11 protein-coding genes and 1 tRNA gene are annotated in these 15981 nt (G+C 61.4%); all 12 read left to right on the top strand.

Annotated elements, in window-relative coordinates; all coding sequences use genetic code 11:
- The 12 genes from dtd (at position 1) to AAA069_RS08625 (ending at position 15899) form a co-directional block, all read left to right on the top strand.
- Positions 1 to 447 carry a D-aminoacyl-tRNA deacylase gene (dtd, locus tag AAA069_RS08570; protein WP_117848025.1) on the top strand — a complete coding sequence of 149 codons (447 nt, stop codon included), beginning with the start codon at positions 1 to 3 and terminating at the stop codon, positions 445 to 447.
- Positions 448 to 576: 129 nt separating this feature from the next.
- Entirely contained in the window at positions 577 to 873 is a 297-nt protein-coding gene (locus AAA069_RS08575) for a Veg family protein (RefSeq protein WP_006234957.1), read from the top strand.
- 2 nt (positions 874 to 875) lie between these two features.
- Positions 876 to 1772: a 4-(cytidine 5'-diphospho)-2-C-methyl-D-erythritol kinase gene (ispE, locus tag AAA069_RS08580; RefSeq protein WP_349128118.1), complete on the top strand. Its 897-nt coding sequence runs from the start codon at positions 876 to 878 to the stop codon at positions 1770 to 1772.
- 49 nt (positions 1773 to 1821) lie between these two features.
- Positions 1822 to 1898 (top strand) — tRNA-Pro (locus tag AAA069_RS08585).
- 112 nt (positions 1899 to 2010) lie between these two features.
- Positions 2011 to 2286 carry a twin-arginine translocase TatA/TatE family subunit gene (gene tatA, locus AAA069_RS08590; RefSeq protein WP_349128119.1) on the top strand — a complete coding sequence of 92 codons (276 nt, stop codon included), beginning with the start codon at positions 2011 to 2013 and terminating at the stop codon, positions 2284 to 2286.
- 107 nt (positions 2287 to 2393) lie between these two features.
- Positions 2394 to 2864 carry a transcription elongation factor GreA gene (gene greA / locus AAA069_RS08595; protein ID WP_006234960.1) on the top strand — a complete coding sequence of 157 codons (471 nt, stop codon included), beginning with the start codon at positions 2394 to 2396 and terminating at the stop codon, positions 2862 to 2864.
- Positions 2865 to 2943: 79 nt separating this feature from the next.
- The gene (gene lysS, locus AAA069_RS08600; RefSeq protein ID WP_349128120.1) at positions 2944 to 4908 is read left to right on the top strand and encodes a lysine--tRNA ligase; all 1965 of its coding nucleotides are present in this window, start codon (positions 2944 to 2946) and stop codon (positions 4906 to 4908) included.
- 331 nt (positions 4909 to 5239) lie between these two features.
- Positions 5240 to 6808 (top strand): threonine/serine exporter family protein, encoded by a 1569-nt coding sequence (locus AAA069_RS08605; protein ID WP_349128121.1) that lies wholly within the window; start codon positions 5240 to 5242, stop codon positions 6806 to 6808.
- Positions 6809 to 7121: 313 nt separating this feature from the next.
- The gene (locus AAA069_RS08610) at positions 7122 to 7670 is read left to right on the top strand and encodes a hypothetical protein (protein ID WP_055285230.1); all 549 of its coding nucleotides are present in this window, start codon (positions 7122 to 7124) and stop codon (positions 7668 to 7670) included.
- Between the two features lie 281 nt (positions 7671 to 7951).
- The gene (locus tag AAA069_RS08615; RefSeq protein ID WP_349128122.1) at positions 7952 to 12391 is read left to right on the top strand and encodes an acyl-CoA dehydratase activase; all 4440 of its coding nucleotides are present in this window, start codon (positions 7952 to 7954) and stop codon (positions 12389 to 12391) included.
- Positions 12375 to 13064: a TetR/AcrR family transcriptional regulator gene (locus AAA069_RS08620; RefSeq protein ID WP_349128123.1), complete on the top strand. Its 690-nt coding sequence runs from the start codon at positions 12375 to 12377 to the stop codon at positions 13062 to 13064. Before AAA069_RS08615 ends, AAA069_RS08620 begins: the two co-directional genes overlap by 17 nt.
- A 192-nt stretch (positions 13065 to 13256) precedes the next feature.
- The gene (locus tag AAA069_RS08625) at positions 13257 to 15899 is read left to right on the top strand and encodes an ATP-dependent Clp protease ATP-binding subunit (protein ID WP_195625121.1); all 2643 of its coding nucleotides are present in this window, start codon (positions 13257 to 13259) and stop codon (positions 15897 to 15899) included.
- The last annotated feature ends 82 nt before the right edge of the window (positions 15900 to 15981 follow it).

Genomic DNA, 15981 nt, shown 5'->3' on the forward strand with positions numbered 1-15981 from the left:
GTGCGTGCGGTGGTGCAGCGCGTGCTCAACGCCGGCGTGACGGTCGACGGCGAGTGCGTGGGCCGCATTGGACGCGGCTACCTGGTGCTGCTGGGTGTGGGCCATGGCGATACGCGTGCCGAGGCCGACAAGCTGTGGGGCAAGCTCCGCGGGCTGCGTATCAACGAGGACGAGAACGGCAAGACCAACTTGGCGCTTGCCGATGTCGACGGCGAGGTGCTCGTGGTGTCGCAGTTCACGCTGTTCGCCGACTGCCGCCACGGTCGCCGCCCATCGTTTACGGATGCCGGTGCCCCCGATGTCGCCAACGAGCTCTACGAGTACTTCCTGACGCTTGTGCGCGAGGACGTCGAGCACGTAGCGCATGGCATCTTCGGTGCCGACATGAAGGTCGACCTCGTCAACGACGGCCCATTCACCATAGTCCTGGACACCGATAGCCTGTAAGTAGTCAATTTGGGACGGGGCTTTTTAGCTGCTTGCATATGACTGCAGCAGGGTGCTATAGTATTAGAGTTTTGTCTATCTTAGGGGTATTATCCCCTTTTTGAATTGCACCTTCTGGAGGCCCTGTTCATGGAAGAGATGGAAGTCAATCACGTCGACGACATCCACGAGAAGCTGACCGATATGGTGGGCGATCGCGTTAAGGTGAAGGCCAACATGGGCCGCACCCGCGTCGTCGAGCGCATGGGCACCATCAAGAGCGTCCATCCGGCAGTCTTTATCGTCGAGGTCGACGAGCGCCGTGGCCGCAAGTCGCGTCAGTCCTACCAGTATATTGATGTTCTCACCGGCCAGGTCGAGCTGTTCGACCCCGAGAGCGGCGAGCACATTTTTACCCCGCTCGGCAATCAGCTCGAGGAGCACTAGCGGTGACCGATTGGTCCCTGACCCTTTCCGCGCCGGCAAAGATCAACCTCTATCTGGGGGTTCATACCGAGCGTGACGACCGCGGCTACCATAAGGTCGATTCCCTGATGGCAGCCGTCGGCCTTGTCGATACCGTGACGGTTACGCCGGCACAGGCGCTGACCGTTCAGACGATTCCGGCATCCGATTTTCCCATGCAAAAGAATACGGCGTATCGTGCGGCCGCTGCTATGGCCGAGCATTATGGTCGCGAAGCCAACGTCTGCATCACGATCGAGAAGCGCATCCCGTTGTGTGCCGGCCTGGGCGGTCCTTCGACGGATGCCGCGGCGGTCATTGTCGCCTTGGCAGAGCTGTGGGGTATCGACCGTGCCGATTCCGCGCTGGACAACATCGCGCGCGGCATTGGCGCCGACGTTCCCTTCTTTTTGCATGCCAGCCCTGCATTTTACGTGGGTGGGGGAGACGTGCTGGCAACCGAGTACCCCGCACTACCCGCGACACCCGTCGTGCTGGTCAAGCCGCGCGAGGCAAGCGTTTCAACAATTGAAGCCTATCGACGTTTTGACGAGACCCCAGCGCCTGCGGACAAGCCCGGAGCGATTGCATCTGCCCTTCGCTCGGGAGACGCAGAGGCGGCCTACGCGCTCGTCCACAACAACCTGGGTGTCATTTCCGCGCAGATGGAGCCGCGGATTCAAACGGTGCTTGACTGGCTTCGTTCACAGGACGGTACCATTGCCGTAAACGTGTGCGGTTCGGGTGCCTGCTCGTTTGCTCTCTGTGATACCGCCGCCACGGCAGTCAATCTTGCGGCAGACGCTCAACAAAACGGCTGGTGGGCTTATGCAACGGAGCTCGTTTCCGACACGGTTCGCATTGAAGCGCCAAAGAAGTAAAAATTTCTCTGGCACACGACGGAAATCTTTGTTACTATAGTCGAGCTAACGGGTTGTGGCTCAGTTTGGTAGAGCACTGCGTTCGGGACGCAGGGGTCGCTGGTTCAAATCCAGTCAACCCGACCAGAGCATGAGGAGGGACCGCTTCTTGCGGTCCCTTTTTTTAGCTATTGTTGTGATACCGCGATACCCGCGGTATACTCATTCGAGCTTGTCTCGCTGTATTGTGGAGGTCTACATGTTTGGACTGAGGGTTCCTGAGCTCATCATTATTCTCGTCGTTGTCCTGATTATCTTCGGGCCCAAGAACCTGCCGAAGCTCGGCAAGTCTCTCGGCTCTACCGTCAAGAATATCCGCGAGGGTATGGAGGGCGACGATAAGGCCGAGACCAAGCAGGCCGAGGAGGTCGTGGTCGAGCAGTCCGAGGAGGACAAGGAGATCGCTGAGCTCGAGGCCAAGCTCGCTGCTGCCAAGAAGAAGCAGGCAGAGGACAGCGACGCGGACGCAGAGTAGTCCCATCCCTTTGGGGTGAGCACCTGACCGGCTTGCCCGCAGGCTAGCCGGTCTTTTTCGTTTTTGTTGACAGTTGATCGTTACATCATAGTTGGGGAGATATCCGTATGGACGCAAGCCAGATCGTACTGACCGCTGAGGGCCGCCAGAAGCTCGTCGAGGAGCTCGCCTGGCGTGAGGGCGATTACGCCAAGGAGATCGTCGAGGACATCAAGGAAGCCCGCGCGTTCGGCGACCTTTCGGAGAACTCCGAGTACGATGCCGCCAAGGACAAGCAGGCCCAGAATGCTGCTCGTATCGCCGAGATCCAGGCCATTCTTGCCAACGCTCAGGTTGCTGCCACCACGGGCGATCTGACCGTCTCCATCGGTTCCACCGTTTCGCTGATTGATCCCAACGGCGAGGTCATGGAAGTCACGCTCGTTGGTACCACCGAGACCAACTCGCTCGAGCACAAGATCTCCAACGAGTCTCCGGTCGGCCATGCCATCATCGGTCACGGCGAGGGTGATTCCGTCGAGGTCGTTACGCCTTCCGGCAAGACTCGCGTCTACACCATCGCCAAGATCGCACGCTAGACCACGGTCCCGCGTAAAGGTATGTTTTCGCTCCCTGGGACCGAATCCTGGGGAGCGTTTTAGTTTGAGGAGCTAACTTATGGCAGAGAACCAGAACGCCGCCGATCAGGCATCGACGCTCAACGATGAGCGCGCCACCCGCCTGGCCAAGCGCGCCGCCCTGTTCGAGGCGGGCCAGAACCCCTATCCTGAGCACTCTGAGCTTGAGGACTACGTCGCCGATATCGAGACTAAGTACGCCGATCTTGCCGATGGTGAGGACACCGAGGATGTCGTGAAGATTGCCGGCCGTGTGGTCGCCAAGCGCGGTCAGGGCAAGATCATGTTCATCGTCGTGCGCGATGCGACTGCCGAGATTCAGCTGTTCTGCCGCATCAACGACATGGACGAGGCTGCCTGGAATACGCTCAAGGCCCTCGACCTGGGCGACATCCTGGGCGTGACCGGCGTGGTCGTGCGCACCCAGCGCGGCCAGCTTTCCGTTGCCCCTAAGAGCGCGACCCTGCTTGCCAAAGCCGTTCGTCCGCTGCCCGAGAAGTTCCACGGTCTTTCCGACAAGGAGACCCGCTATCGCCAGCGCTATGTCGACCTGATCGCCAACGACGACGTTCGCGAGACCTTCCGTAAACGTTCGCAGATTCTCTCCACCTTCCGTCGCTTTATGGAGTCCGACGGCTACATGGAGGTCGAGACCCCCATCCTGCAGACCATCCAGGGCGGTGCCACGGCCAAGCCGTTCATTACCCACTTCAACGCGCTCGATCAGGAGTGCTACCTGCGTATTGCCACCGAGCTGCACCTCAAGCGCTGTATCGTCGGTGGTTTTGAGCGCGTGTTCGAGATCGGCCGCATCTTCCGTAACGAGGGCATGGACCTCACCCACAACCCCGAGTTCACCACGATGGAGGCCTACCGTGCCTTCTCCGACCTCGAGGGCATGAAGGCGCTCGCCCAGGGTGTCATTAAGGCGGCTAACAAGGCCATCGGCAACCCCGAGGTCATCGAGTACCAGGGCCAGACCATCGACCTTTCTGGTGAGTGGGCCAGCCGTCCCATGACCGACATCGTCTCCGATGTGCTCGGCAAGCAGGTTACCATCGACACGCCGGTCGAGGAGCTTGCTGCCGCCGCGCGCGAGAAGGGCCTGGAGATTAAGCCCGAGTGGACCGCCGGCAAGATCATCGCCGAGATCTACGATGAGCTGGGCGAGGACACCATCGTCAACCCGACCTTCGTGTGCGATTACCCCATCGAGGTCAGCCCGCTTGCCAAGCGCTTTGAGGACGACCCGCGCCTGACGCATCGCTTTGAGCTGGTTATTGCCGGCCACGAGTACGCCAACGCGTTCTCCGAGCTCAACGACCCGGTCGACCAGGCCGAGCGCTTCGCTGCCCAGATGGCCGAGAAGGCCGGCGGCGACGATGAGGCCATGGAGTACGACGAGGATTACGTGCGCGCTCTCGAGTACGGCATGCCTCCCGCGGGCGGCATCGGCATCGGCATCGATCGCGTGGTCATGCTGCTTACCAACCAGGCTTCCATCCGCGACGTGCTGCTGTTCCCGCACATGAAGCCCGAGAAGGGTTTCCAGTCCGGTGCCGCTGCCGCCAAGGCTGCCGAGGCCGGCAACGCCGCGAGCCCATTCGTTAAGTCGCTTAAGCCCACGCTCGATTACTCCAAGATCGCCGTTGAGCCGCTGTTTGAGGAGTTCGTCGACTTTGATACCTTCTCCAAGAGCGATTTCCGCGCTGTGAAGGTCAAGGCATGCGAGGCCGTCAAGAAGTCCAAGAAGCTGCTGAACTTTACGCTCGACGACGGCACCGGCACCGACCGCACCATCCTCTCCGGCATCCATGGATACTATGAGCCCGAGGACCTGGTCGGTAAGACCCTGCTCGCCATCACCAACCTGCCTCCGCGCAAGATGATGGGCATTCCCAGCTGTGGCATGCTCATCAGTGCCATCCACGAGGAGGAGGGCGAGGAGCGTCTCAACCTGATCCAGCTCGACGCTTCCATCCCCGCCGGCGCAAAGATGTACTAACTAGTTACGCGGTTCTACGAACCGCGTAACGGCTCGACGCTGCGCGGGCCGCATTTGGACAATCTGACGTTCAACTTCAAGGGCGCGACCAGAAGGTCAGCGCCCTTTCGTTTCACGTCACCTTGTCACAAATGCGACCCGCTCGCTGGCGTTGCCAAAACATCGATGTAGTCATTGGGGACGTTCTTAAACGACTAGTCATTCAAGAACGTCCCCAATGACTACTCAATGGCTATTGCGCGCATGGCTCGCATGACAGCCGTCTCTTTTATGTTTCCTTTAGCCGTTGCTGCTTAGGATGGGGGTTAGTCGGTAGGAAGGGAGTGTCTATATGGACGACGCGAGCGAGCGTGCAATCGAAGAGGACATGCTCGATCAGTTCAATTACTTTGACGATGAGGATGAGGAGCTGATCGATCGTCGCGAGCCGGCACCGCTTGACTCATTTGATTTGGTCGATGAAGAGCCCGACGAGGACGAGGGCGAATCAACGGAGCCCCCACAGCCTTCGCGCCTTGACTCGCTGCTTTCGAGAGCTCCCATGCACCACGGCGTTCGTGCCGGCGCGCTCCATATGAAAACTGACTGGCACCAGATCGTGACGGCAGGCGATGAGCTTGCTGTCGATGCGCCGCTCACCGATAAGTCATCCATCATCTGCCGCACCGGCATGCTTATGCTGGCGAGCGGAACAGGTGCCTGGCGCGTGCGCGATACCATGAATCGTGTTGCCGCCGTGCTCGGCGTTACGATTCACGTCGACCTGAGTCTTCTGTCGTTTGAGTGCACCTGCATCGAAGATGGCCACTGCTTTAACGAGGTTGTCAGCCTGCCCACAACGGGAGTCAATACTCATCGCATTTGGATGATGGAGAGCTTCTTAAAGGAAATCGAGATTTATGGGCGCCGGTTTACCGTGCACGAGTACCACGAGATGCTCAAGACCGTTGAGAGATCAAAGCCCGATTACGCTCCCTGGCAACAGGGTCTTGCGGCGGCCTGTGCTTGTGGCGCCTTCGTCTTTTTGCTCGGCGGCGGCCCTATCGAGATGGCCTGCGCGTTCGTAGGCGCTGGTGTCGGCAACTTTGCTCGCTCCCATATTCTCAAGCAGGGTCTTGGCCAGTTCAGCGCGCTGACGACTGGCGTTGCGCTCGCTTGCGTTTCGTATCTGCTGGCATTGCTCGGCCTTAGCCAGGTCATTCCAGGGGCAATGTCGCACCAAGAAGGCTATATCGGCGCCATGCTCTTTGTGATTCCCGGCTTTCCCCTCATTACGGCAGGCCTCGACATCGCTAAGCTTGACATGCGAAGCGGTATCGAGCGTCTTTCGTATGCTGTGTCGATTATTGTGATGGCGACCCTCGTAGGTTGGATGGTTGCTGAGTGTGTGGGACTGGCGCCGGATGACTTCGCCCCGCTCGGCCTCTCACCGTTGGCTCTTACGCTCTTGCGCATACTGATGAGCTTTATCGGTGTATTTGGCTTCTCGGTTATGTTCAACAGCCCGGTAAAGATGGCAGCGGCGGCAGGGCTCATCGGCGCCGTGTCCAATACCTTGCGCCTTACGCTCGTCGATGCGCCGACGATACTTCCTTTCCTGGGCCTGAGCGCAGGTATGCCTCCCGAGGCAGCAGCGTTTATCGGCGCACTGGTATCGGGGTTGCTCGCGAGCTTAGCCGAAATCAAGCTCACCTACCCGCGTATCGCCCTCACGGTGCCATCGATTGTCATTATGGTGCCTGGCTTGTATCTGTATCGCTCGATGTATTACATGTGCACCTTCGACACGGTCAATATGCTCGGCTGGTTTGTGCGTGCGGTGCTCATCGTGGCGTTTTTGCCCGTTGGTCTGGGTGTGGCGCGTACGCTCACCGACCCTCGCTGGCGCCACACCAGCTAATTAGTACAAGGGGGACAGGTCACTTTGCACCAAATGAGTTGCGGTGAAATAGGGACTGAATTGCTGCTTAAAGGGTCAAAACAGTCCGTATTCCACCGCAACTTATGGGGTCGGGGGATTATTGATGCCCTGCATCTTCATAAACTCAACGCTTACGAAGCGCATGCGTTTCGTGCTAGGCTGGTTCCACCCCATAAGTAGTCGCAGACGCGCGTACCACGGGCGGACGAGATGAAGTTCCAACAGCTCCATCTTGCCCGCCCGTTTTTGTTGCGTGGCGCCGCGGTACAACACAGAGAGGAATCTGCCCTATATGCCTATCAACAAACGAGAGAGCCTGCTGTTCACCTTTATCATGTGCTTTTGCATGGTGCTCTGGATGAGCATCTACAACGTTGCCCTGCAGCACGGGGCCATCAACGGCGAGGTCGTTGCCGCTGCGTGGCTCGGCTTCCCCGTTGCCTACATTTTTGCCATGTGCTGCGACTGGTTCGTCGCCAGCCCGCTCGCCAAGGGTTTCGCCTTTAAGTACTTGGTCACGCCGGGTAAGAGCTCGCCGCTTGCCATGACGCTTGCCGTCAGCTCCTGCATGGTCGTTCCCATGGTCATCATCATGTCGCTGTACGGTGCCTGCGAGGGTCTGACGCACATGCCCGGCGGCATCCTTGCGAACCTGTATTCCGTGCCCGCGATCTGGATGATCAACATCCCGCATAATTTTGTGATGGCGCTGCCGTGGAACCTTTTGGTAGCCGGTCCGATTTCCCACTTCGTCTTCCGTCGCGCCTTCCCTGTGGGGACGGTTTTCGAGGAGGAGCATGCCGAGCTCTTGGAGCAGGCTATGGCTCCTGAGTGCGAGTAGCTCGCTTAGGGATCTGCTGAGCGCGGGCGACTTGCTTGGTTGGAGCCCTAAGCGTGGATAGCTCTCTCGGCGACATCGCGGGCGTGAGCGGTGCACATGACCGGAGGGCCCGTGCTGCTCCGTTGCCCGACGTGCTAGCGCGCAGAACAATCTGTTGGTGCATTCGGCGGCTGCTGAAGCGTTTCGGCAGCCGCTATTTATACGGAGTTTAAATACAACAGTCTGTTGTATTACGTAGAGTGGTATATCTCTAGCAGGAAAAATGCGAGAGACGGAGCATTATGGCGTTGCTAGTAGGACTGGACGTAGGGTCGACGACGACCAAAGTTTACGCGATGCACGAGGATATGACCGAGGCGTGGTGGGGATATCGCCGCCACGGGGCGTGTCAGACAGCAAGCGTGCGCGCCATGCTCGGCGAGCTCGCCGAGCGCTTTCCCCATGAGTCGCTGCGCGTTGCGGTGACCGGCTCGGGTGCGCGCGATATCGCGACCGCGCTGGGCGCCTCGTACGTTCAGGAGGTGGTCGCCAACGCGCTCGCGATCAGCAGGTTCTATCCGCAGACGCGCTGCGCCATCGAGCTGGGCGGCCAAGACGCCAAGATGATCTTCTTCCGCACCAACGATAAGGGAGACATCGAGGTTGCCGACATGCGCATGAACGGCTCGTGCGCAGGCGGTACCGGTGCATTTATCGACGAGATGGCAAAGCTCATGGGGGTCGGCACCGAATCGGGCGAGTTCGAGCAGCTCGCAAGCCGGGGAACGACCGTCCACGAGGTCTCGGGCCGCTGCGGCGTGTACGCAAAGACCGATATCCAGCCGCTGCTCAACGAGGGCATTCCTACCACCGACCTGGCGCTTTCGGCGCTTCACGCGGTCGCCCGCCAAACGATCGGCGGTCTGGCCCAGGGTATCGACATCGAGCCGCCGGTAATCTTCGAGGGCGGTACGCTCGCCTACAACCCCACGCTGGTCCGCGTGTTCCGGGAGCAACTGAATCTATCGGACGATCAGGTTATCGTCCCGCGCGATCCGCAGATCATGGTCGCGCGCGGTGCCGCCCTGTCGCTGACCGACATGTTCGCATCGTCCCAACCGATCGACCTTCCCGACGCTTTTGTCCGGCTGGATAAGCTCGAGACGGTCGCGCCCGCAAGCGGGGAGGGACGTCTTGCCCAGCCCTTTTTTGCCACACCTGCCGAGCAGGCGGATTTTACGGCACGCCATGGCAATGAGACGCCGGCAAAGGGTCCGGATGCGTATGCGCCCGGAGAGACGGTGCGTGTGGCGCTCGGTATCGATTCGGGGAGCACGACGACCAAGTTCGCCCTGGTCGATGAGGCGGGTGAGCTTGTCGATTCGTTCTACGCGTCTAATAACGGCAGACCGCTCGACGTCGCCCAACAGGGTCTTGTCAGCTTGAAGAACCGCTGGGAGACAGCGGGAGTCACGCTTGCGATCGATGCCGTGGGCACCACGGGATACGGCGAGGAGCTTTTCGCGCGTGCGTTCCACGCCGACTACCATACGGTCGAGACGGTCGCGCACGCCCGCGCCGCGTGCGCATGCGTTCCCGATGCGACCTTCGTGCTCGACATCGGCGGACAGGATATGAAGGCCATCTGGCTCAACCACGGCGTGCTGACCGATATCGTCGTCAACGAGGCGTGCTCTGCGGGCTGCGGCTCGTTCCTCGAGGGTTTTGCCAAAAACCTCGGAATAGCCGTTGAGGATATCGCGACCGAGGCATTTTCGTCCAAAGCCCCCGCCGTTCTCGGCAGCCGCTGCACGGTGTTCATGAACAGCAGCGTCGTTTCCGAGCAGCGGCGCGGTAAGGGTCCGGGCGACATCATGGCCGGTCTCTGCCGTTCGATTATCGAGAACGTGTTCACCAAGGTCATTCGCGTTTCAAATCTCAACCGTCTGGGCGACAAAGTCGTCGTCCAGGGCGGCACATTCCGAAACGACGCGGTGCTGCGCGCATTCGAGCAGTATCTGGGCAAACCCGTCACGCGTGCGCCCCACCCGGGGCTGATGGGCGCTATCGGTATCGCCCTGCTCGCGCGCGAGGAATGCCGCAAGGGCGACGCCGGCACGTCGTTTATCGGGCTCGATGCCGTGGAGCGCTTCGAGCATCGCGAGTTCGGCGGCGTTACCTGCCGTCGGTGCAACAACCGCTGCCAGCGCGCGGTCGTGGCATTTGGCGACGGCTCGCTTTACGTCACGGGCAATCGCTGCCCGCGCGGCGGCGCCATCTCATGGGATGAGCTCGTGCGCGAGGTTCCCGCGGCGGAGGAGCTGCGTCCGCAGGGTGCTTGCGAGGCACAGGCACCCGGCACGGGGCGCGACCGGACCGCGGCTGCCCCCAATCTCTTTGTCGACCGCGAGAAGCTGCTGTTCGAGTCGTACCCCACGGTTCCCGTCTGCGGGGGGCGCGATGTCACGATCGGCATTCCCCGTGTGCTCGAGTTCTGGGACACCATGCCGTTCTGGTCGACGTTCTTCAGCACGCTCGGCTTTAAGGTGCGCGTCTCGGGACGCAGCACCAAGGCGATGTACGAGCGCGGTCTGGCGCACGTCACATCCGACACCGTGTGCTTCCCGGCCAAGCTCGTCCACGGGCACATCCGCAATCTCGTCGACGCCGGCGTCGACCGCATCTTCATGCCCATCATCACGACGGTGCCCACCGAAAACACCGCCTCTACCAGCGAGTGGATGTGCGCCGTCGTAAAGGGATACCCCTACGTGATGCGCAATTCCGATAACCCGGAGGAGCGTTTCGGCGTTCCGTTCGATACGCCGCTGTTCCACTGGTACGACGAGGGCGACCGAAACCGCCAGCTCAAGGCGTGGTGCAAGGAGACCTTCGATATCGATGCCGACCTGGTTGCCAAGGCGACCGAGCAGGCGGACCGCGCGCAGCAGACGTTTGAGAACCAGCTGCAGCTGCGCGGCAGGCAGGTGCTCGAGAACGTGCGCGAGGACGGCGGCTACGCGGTGGTGATCGCTTCGCGCCCGTACCACAACGACCAGCTGGTCAACCACGGGCTGCCCAAGCTCTTTTCTGAGCGCGGCATCCCCGTGCTGACGCCCGATGCGGTGCCGGGGGTCTGCAACGTCGATCTTTCCAACAGCCGCATCGACATCGTGAACAACTACCATGCGCGCATGCTGTCGTGCGCGGTCATCGTCGCATCGACGCCCGAGCTCGAGCTCGTGCAGATGGGCAGCTTCGGCTGCGGCCACGATGCGTATCTCACCGACGAGATCGCGCGCATGATGGGCGAGATGGGCTCCAAGGTTCCGATGATGATCAAGCTCGATGAGAGCGACGTCGCCGGTCCCATGGGCATTCGCGTGCGTTCGTTTATCGAGTCGGTCAACCGTCGTCGCGCGGAGGAGCGTGCCGAGGGCGCCCGGGTGCACGCGGTCCATCCGCTCGACGACCCGTATAAGGTCAAGTACACCAAGCGCGACCGGCACGACAAGATCGCGCTGGTCCCCAACACCTCCCATGCGTTCTGCAGGCTCATGACCGCGGCGATGCGCAATCAGGGCGTGCGCGCCGAGGCCCTTGATATCGGGCGCGAGGATGCCATCCGCCTGGGCAAACGCTATGTGCACAACGACATCTGCTTCCCCGCGCAAATCGTGATCGGCGAGGCGCTCGCGGCACTCGAGAGCGGTAAGTACGACCCGCACGACGTCGCCGTGGTGACTGGCAAGTATATCGGCGACTGCCGCCTGACGCACTACATGCCCCTGCTGCGCCGCGCGCTCGACGACGCGGGATACGACTATGTCCCGGTGCTCACCAACGACGACGTCGATGCCCACAATGCGCATCCGGGCTTCAAGCTCGGCCTTGGCCCGAGCATCCAGATCGCCTACGGTCTTCCCATGATCGATGCCCTCGAGGCCATACTTAGGCGCATCCGTCCCTACGAGCTCGAGAAGGGCGCGGCGGACGCTGCGTTCGACCGCGCGCTCGATGAGGTTATCGAGGGCATGGAGCGCTCCGGGCTGAGAGGCCAGGCGACGGGCTTCAAACGCGCGCTTGCGATCATGGACGCCGTTCCGTACGACCGCTCGAACCCGCATCCGACCGTTCTCATCGTGGGCGAGTACCTGCTCAATTTCCATCTCGGCGCCAACCACGAGATCGAGCGCTACCTCGAGGACAACGGGCTCGAGGTCATCGAGGCGCGCATGACCGACGTGATCCGCAAGACCTATTTCTACAAGCATGCGCAGTCGCGCGAGTTCCACGTCGACCTGTCGCTGCCCGAAAAGGCCTGGTACGCCACGGCGGACAACCTGTTCGAGCTCGCGCACGACCGTTGCGACCGCCTGGGCGCGGCGAGCCCGCTCTACGAGCCGCCGACGCGCATGCCCGAGCTCGTGCGCGCGAGCGATAAGATCCTGCACCATACGTTCGATGCGGGCGAGGGCGTGCTGATTCCGGCGGAGATCCTCGAGCACGCCAAGCGCGGCTGCCGCAACTTCGTGATCCTGCAGCCGTTCGGGTGTCTGCCCAACCATGTCGTGGGGCGCGGGCTCATCCATGCGCTCAAGGAGCAGTATCCCACGGCGCAGTTCCTGCCGCTCGACTACGATCCCGACGTGAGCTTCGCCAACGTGGAGAACCGTCTTCAGATGCTCATCATGAACGCCAAGGCGCAGGGGTGCGGTGAGGCGCATGGCGAGACCGCGTAAGGACGCCGATGCGCCCGATGCACGCACCCGTATCATCGAGGCGTTTTGGGAGCTCATCGAGAACAACAGCATCTTCGAGCTGTCGGTTGGCGAGGTGACCCGCGCCGCCCAGTGCAATCGCGGAACGTTTTACTACTATTTTCACGATTTCGATGAACTCGTCGCCATCGCCATAGCCCAGCTGCTGCAGGATAACGAGCTCATCACCGATGCCCTCTGGCATTTTTCGAGCGAGGGCGACCTTTCGGCGTTCGACCGGCGCGACGTCCGCTGCCTGCTGCGGCGCATCGTCATCACCATGAGGGCGGGTGCCGCCGAGCAGGTCGTGCAGGGCATCCATACGATCATCATCGACCGCGTGAGAGAGATCGTCCACCCCGACGGAGAAGAGCTCAAGGCAGATTCGAGCTTTGCGGTGGGCTTTCTGGTCTCGGGCATCATGGGCTTTGTGATGGCGGTCGGCTTTGCCCGGGAGGGCGGCGAGGAGATGGACCTCGAGCAGCTGGGGGACAGCGCGTGCGCGTACCTGAGGGCGGTCGCCATGCAGACGGTGGAAACGGTCGCGCAAGTCGAGGGCGTCGATACATCCGAGCTGCTCGAACGCGTCTCCAAGGAGGCCGATGCCTATCGCGCATCGCGTGCGACGAGTCCCGACGTGGTGAAAGACGCCTAGGGTTTCTCTTGCGGGGCGCCTGTCGCGCATCGCGCGGTGAGTCCCGCGATGCGGTCATAACCTGCATTCATGTGAGCCGGGTTTATAGATATTCCTCCAGCTGTTAACATAGACAACCTGTGGGTAAAGAGACAAAAGCGCCGCCGACGGGCGGGCGTTTTGATTTCGATGAACTCATGTAAGGAAACGAGCATGTTAGATAGATTTACCGATCGCGCGCGTAAGGTCATGTCCATGGCCAAGCAAGAGGCGCTCGATCTTCATTCAAATAAGGTGGGCACCGAGCACCTGCTGCTCGCGCTTGCCAAGGAGGACGAGGGCATTGCCGCCGAGGCGCTGCGCTCGCTCGACATCTCCTACGATGACATCATGGATACTCTCAAAGAGGTCCAGACCACGGTTCCCGAGCCCAGTGAGGAGACCGAGGCGGCCAAGCTCGCCTTTACGCCGCTCGTCATTAGCGTGATGGAGCGTTCATTCCGCGTGGCGCGTGAGAACAACCAGACCTACGTGTCGACCGAGCACTTGCTGATCGGCATCGTCGAAGAGGGCAACGGCATGGCCATGGACATCCTCATGCGCCTGGGTGTGTCGTCCGCCTCCATCAAAAAGGCTATCGAGAAACTCACCGCCAAGGACCAGGACAAGAAGCGTCCGCTCGCCGGCGCCGGTGCTGGTCGTCCCGGTGCGGGCCTGCCGTTCTTTAGCGGCTCGGATGCCTCTCAGCAAAAGGGGAGTGGCACCGATACGCTTAAGCAGTTCGCGACCAACCTCACGCAGAAGGCGCGCGACGGCGAGCTCGACCCTGTAATTGGTCGCGAAAAGGAAGTCCAGCGTATGATGGAAATTCTTTCGCGCCGTACCAAGAACAATCCGCTTATTCTGGGCGACCCCGGCGTGGGCAAGACGGCCATCGTCGAGGGCCTGGCTCAGCAGATTGCAGCCGGCAACGTGCCCGAGAACCTCATGAACCAGAATATCTGGACGCTCGACCTGCCGGGCCTCGTGGCGGGTGCCAAGTATCGCGGCGAGTTTGAGGAGCGCCTCAAGAACGTGATCCAGGAGGCCACCGAAGCCGACGACGTCATCCTGTTTATCGACGAGATGCACACCATCATCGGTGCCGGTTCTGCCGAGGGCTCCATCGACGCGAGCTCCATGCTCAAGCCCGTGCTCGCGCGCGGTGCCTTCCAGATTATCGGCGCCACCACGGCCGAGGAATTCCGCAAGTACCTCACCAAGGACCCGGCCTTCGAGCGTCGCTTCCAGACCATCGATGTCGAGGAGCCGAGCGTCGAGGACACGGTCAAGATCCTGACCGCGCTCAAGCCGCGCTACGAGGAGCACCACCATGTGCGCTATACGCAGGGTGCTATCGAGGCTGCCGCGAACCTTTCCAACCGCTACATCCAGGATCGCTTCCTGCCCGATAAGGCCATCGACCTCATCGACGAGGCCGGCGCCCGCGCTCGCATCGCCGCGAATCGCGCGCCCGAGCCGGTGCGTGAGGCCGAGCATCGCGTGGAGGAGCTTAAGGCCGCCGCGCAGGAGGCCACCGAGAGCGACGACATGAACAAGGCCGCCGAGATCACCGAGCAGCAGAAGGCTGCCGAGATTGAGCTCGCCGAGGCCAAGGCTGCCTGGACCGCCGAGCTCGACGCCAGTCCGCTCACCATCGATGTGAGTCAGATCGCCGATATCGTGTCCGTGACCTCGGGCGTGCCGGTGTCCTCGCTTACCGAGAGCGAGAGCCGTCGCCTGCTGCAGGCCGAAAGCGTGCTCAAGACGCGCATCATCGGTCAGGATGAGGCTGTCGAGGCAGTTGCCAAGGCCGTGCGCCGCAGCCGCTCGCCGCTCAAGGATCCGCGTCGCCCCGGCGGCAGCTTTATCTTCCTGGGTCCCACCGGCACGGGCAAGACCGAGCTCGCCAAGACGCTCGCCGAGTACCTCTTTGGCAGCAAGGATGCGCTCATCAGCTTCGACATGTCCGAGTTCGGTAGCGAGTTCGAGGTCTCCAAGCTCATCGGTAGCCCTCCTGGTTACGTCGGTCACGACGAGGGTGGCCAGCTTACCAAGGCCGTTCGTCGCCACCCGTACTCGGTCGTGCTGTTCGACGAGATCGAGAAGGCGCATCCCGACATCTTCAACATCCTGCTGCAGGTGCTGGAGGAGGGTCGTCTGACCGATAGCCAGGGCAAGACGGTTGACTTCCGCAACACCGTGATCATCATGACGTCCAACGTGGGCGCCCGCGAGATTGCGCAGGATGCGAGCGTTGGCTTTGGCACCACCGGCGAGCAGGGTCTCACGTCGAGTGAGATCCGTGGTCGCGCGATGGGCGAGCTCAAGCGCCTGTTCCGCCCCGAGCTGCTCAACCGTATCGACGACATCGTGGTGTTCCAGAAGCTCTCGGGCGAGAATCTCACCAAGATCGCTCACCTGCTGGTGGACGACCTGCGTCAGCGTTTGATTGCCAACGGCATGAACATCAAGCTCACCGATGCGGCCTATGACAAGATCGTGGCCGAGGGCACCGACCTCACCAACGGTGCGCGTCCGCTGCGCCGTGCCATCCAAAAGCTCATCGAGGACCCGCTGTCCGAGGAGCTTCTGGCCGGCGAGTGGGGCGAGGGCGATACCGTCCTGTGCGACGTGGCCGATGGCAAGTTTGTCTTTAGCCACGGCACGGGCGAGATCCCGGCACCGCGTCCGGCGGGCACGCTCGGTGGCGATACCGCTCCGGCGGCACCGCACACCGGCAACGCCGCGCCCGTGAGCGGCGGCGTGACCTCGGGCCCCGGCGGCATGATGCAAGCCGGCTCTGGCGCGCTGTAGGGCGTGGCGACAATTTGATACGCGCAATCGAGGCGCTCTGGCAAGGGCGCCTCGATTTGTAGAACTGCGAAGTTGTGACCGT

Source organism: Collinsella sp. CLA-SR-H006, from assembly GCF_040097075.1.
Lineage (GTDB): Bacteria > Actinomycetota > Coriobacteriia > Coriobacteriales > Coriobacteriaceae > Collinsella.

What these genes read in the sequence shown, in the direction of transcription:
- AAA069_RS08575 (WP_006234957.1), top strand. Translation starts at nt 577, where the DNA reads ATGGAAGAGATGGAAGTCAATCACGTCGACGACATCCACGAGAAGCTG.
- tatA (WP_349128119.1), top strand. Translation starts at nt 2,011, where the DNA reads ATGTTTGGACTGAGGGTTCCTGAGCTCATCATTATTCTCGTCGTTGTC.
- greA (WP_006234960.1), top strand. Translation starts at nt 2,394, where the DNA reads ATGGACGCAAGCCAGATCGTACTGACCGCTGAGGGCCGCCAGAAGCTC.
- lysS (WP_349128120.1), top strand. Translation starts at nt 2,944, where the DNA reads ATGGCAGAGAACCAGAACGCCGCCGATCAGGCATCGACGCTCAACGAT.
- AAA069_RS08605 (WP_349128121.1), top strand. Translation starts at nt 5,240, where the DNA reads ATGGACGACGCGAGCGAGCGTGCAATCGAAGAGGACATGCTCGATCAG.
- AAA069_RS08610 (WP_055285230.1), top strand. Translation starts at nt 7,122, where the DNA reads ATGCCTATCAACAAACGAGAGAGCCTGCTGTTCACCTTTATCATGTGC.
- AAA069_RS08615 (WP_349128122.1), top strand. Translation starts at nt 7,952, where the DNA reads ATGGCGTTGCTAGTAGGACTGGACGTAGGGTCGACGACGACCAAAGTT.
- AAA069_RS08620 (WP_349128123.1), top strand. Translation starts at nt 12,375, where the DNA reads ATGGCGAGACCGCGTAAGGACGCCGATGCGCCCGATGCACGCACCCGT.
- AAA069_RS08625 (WP_195625121.1), top strand. Translation starts at nt 13,257, where the DNA reads ATGTTAGATAGATTTACCGATCGCGCGCGTAAGGTCATGTCCATGGCC.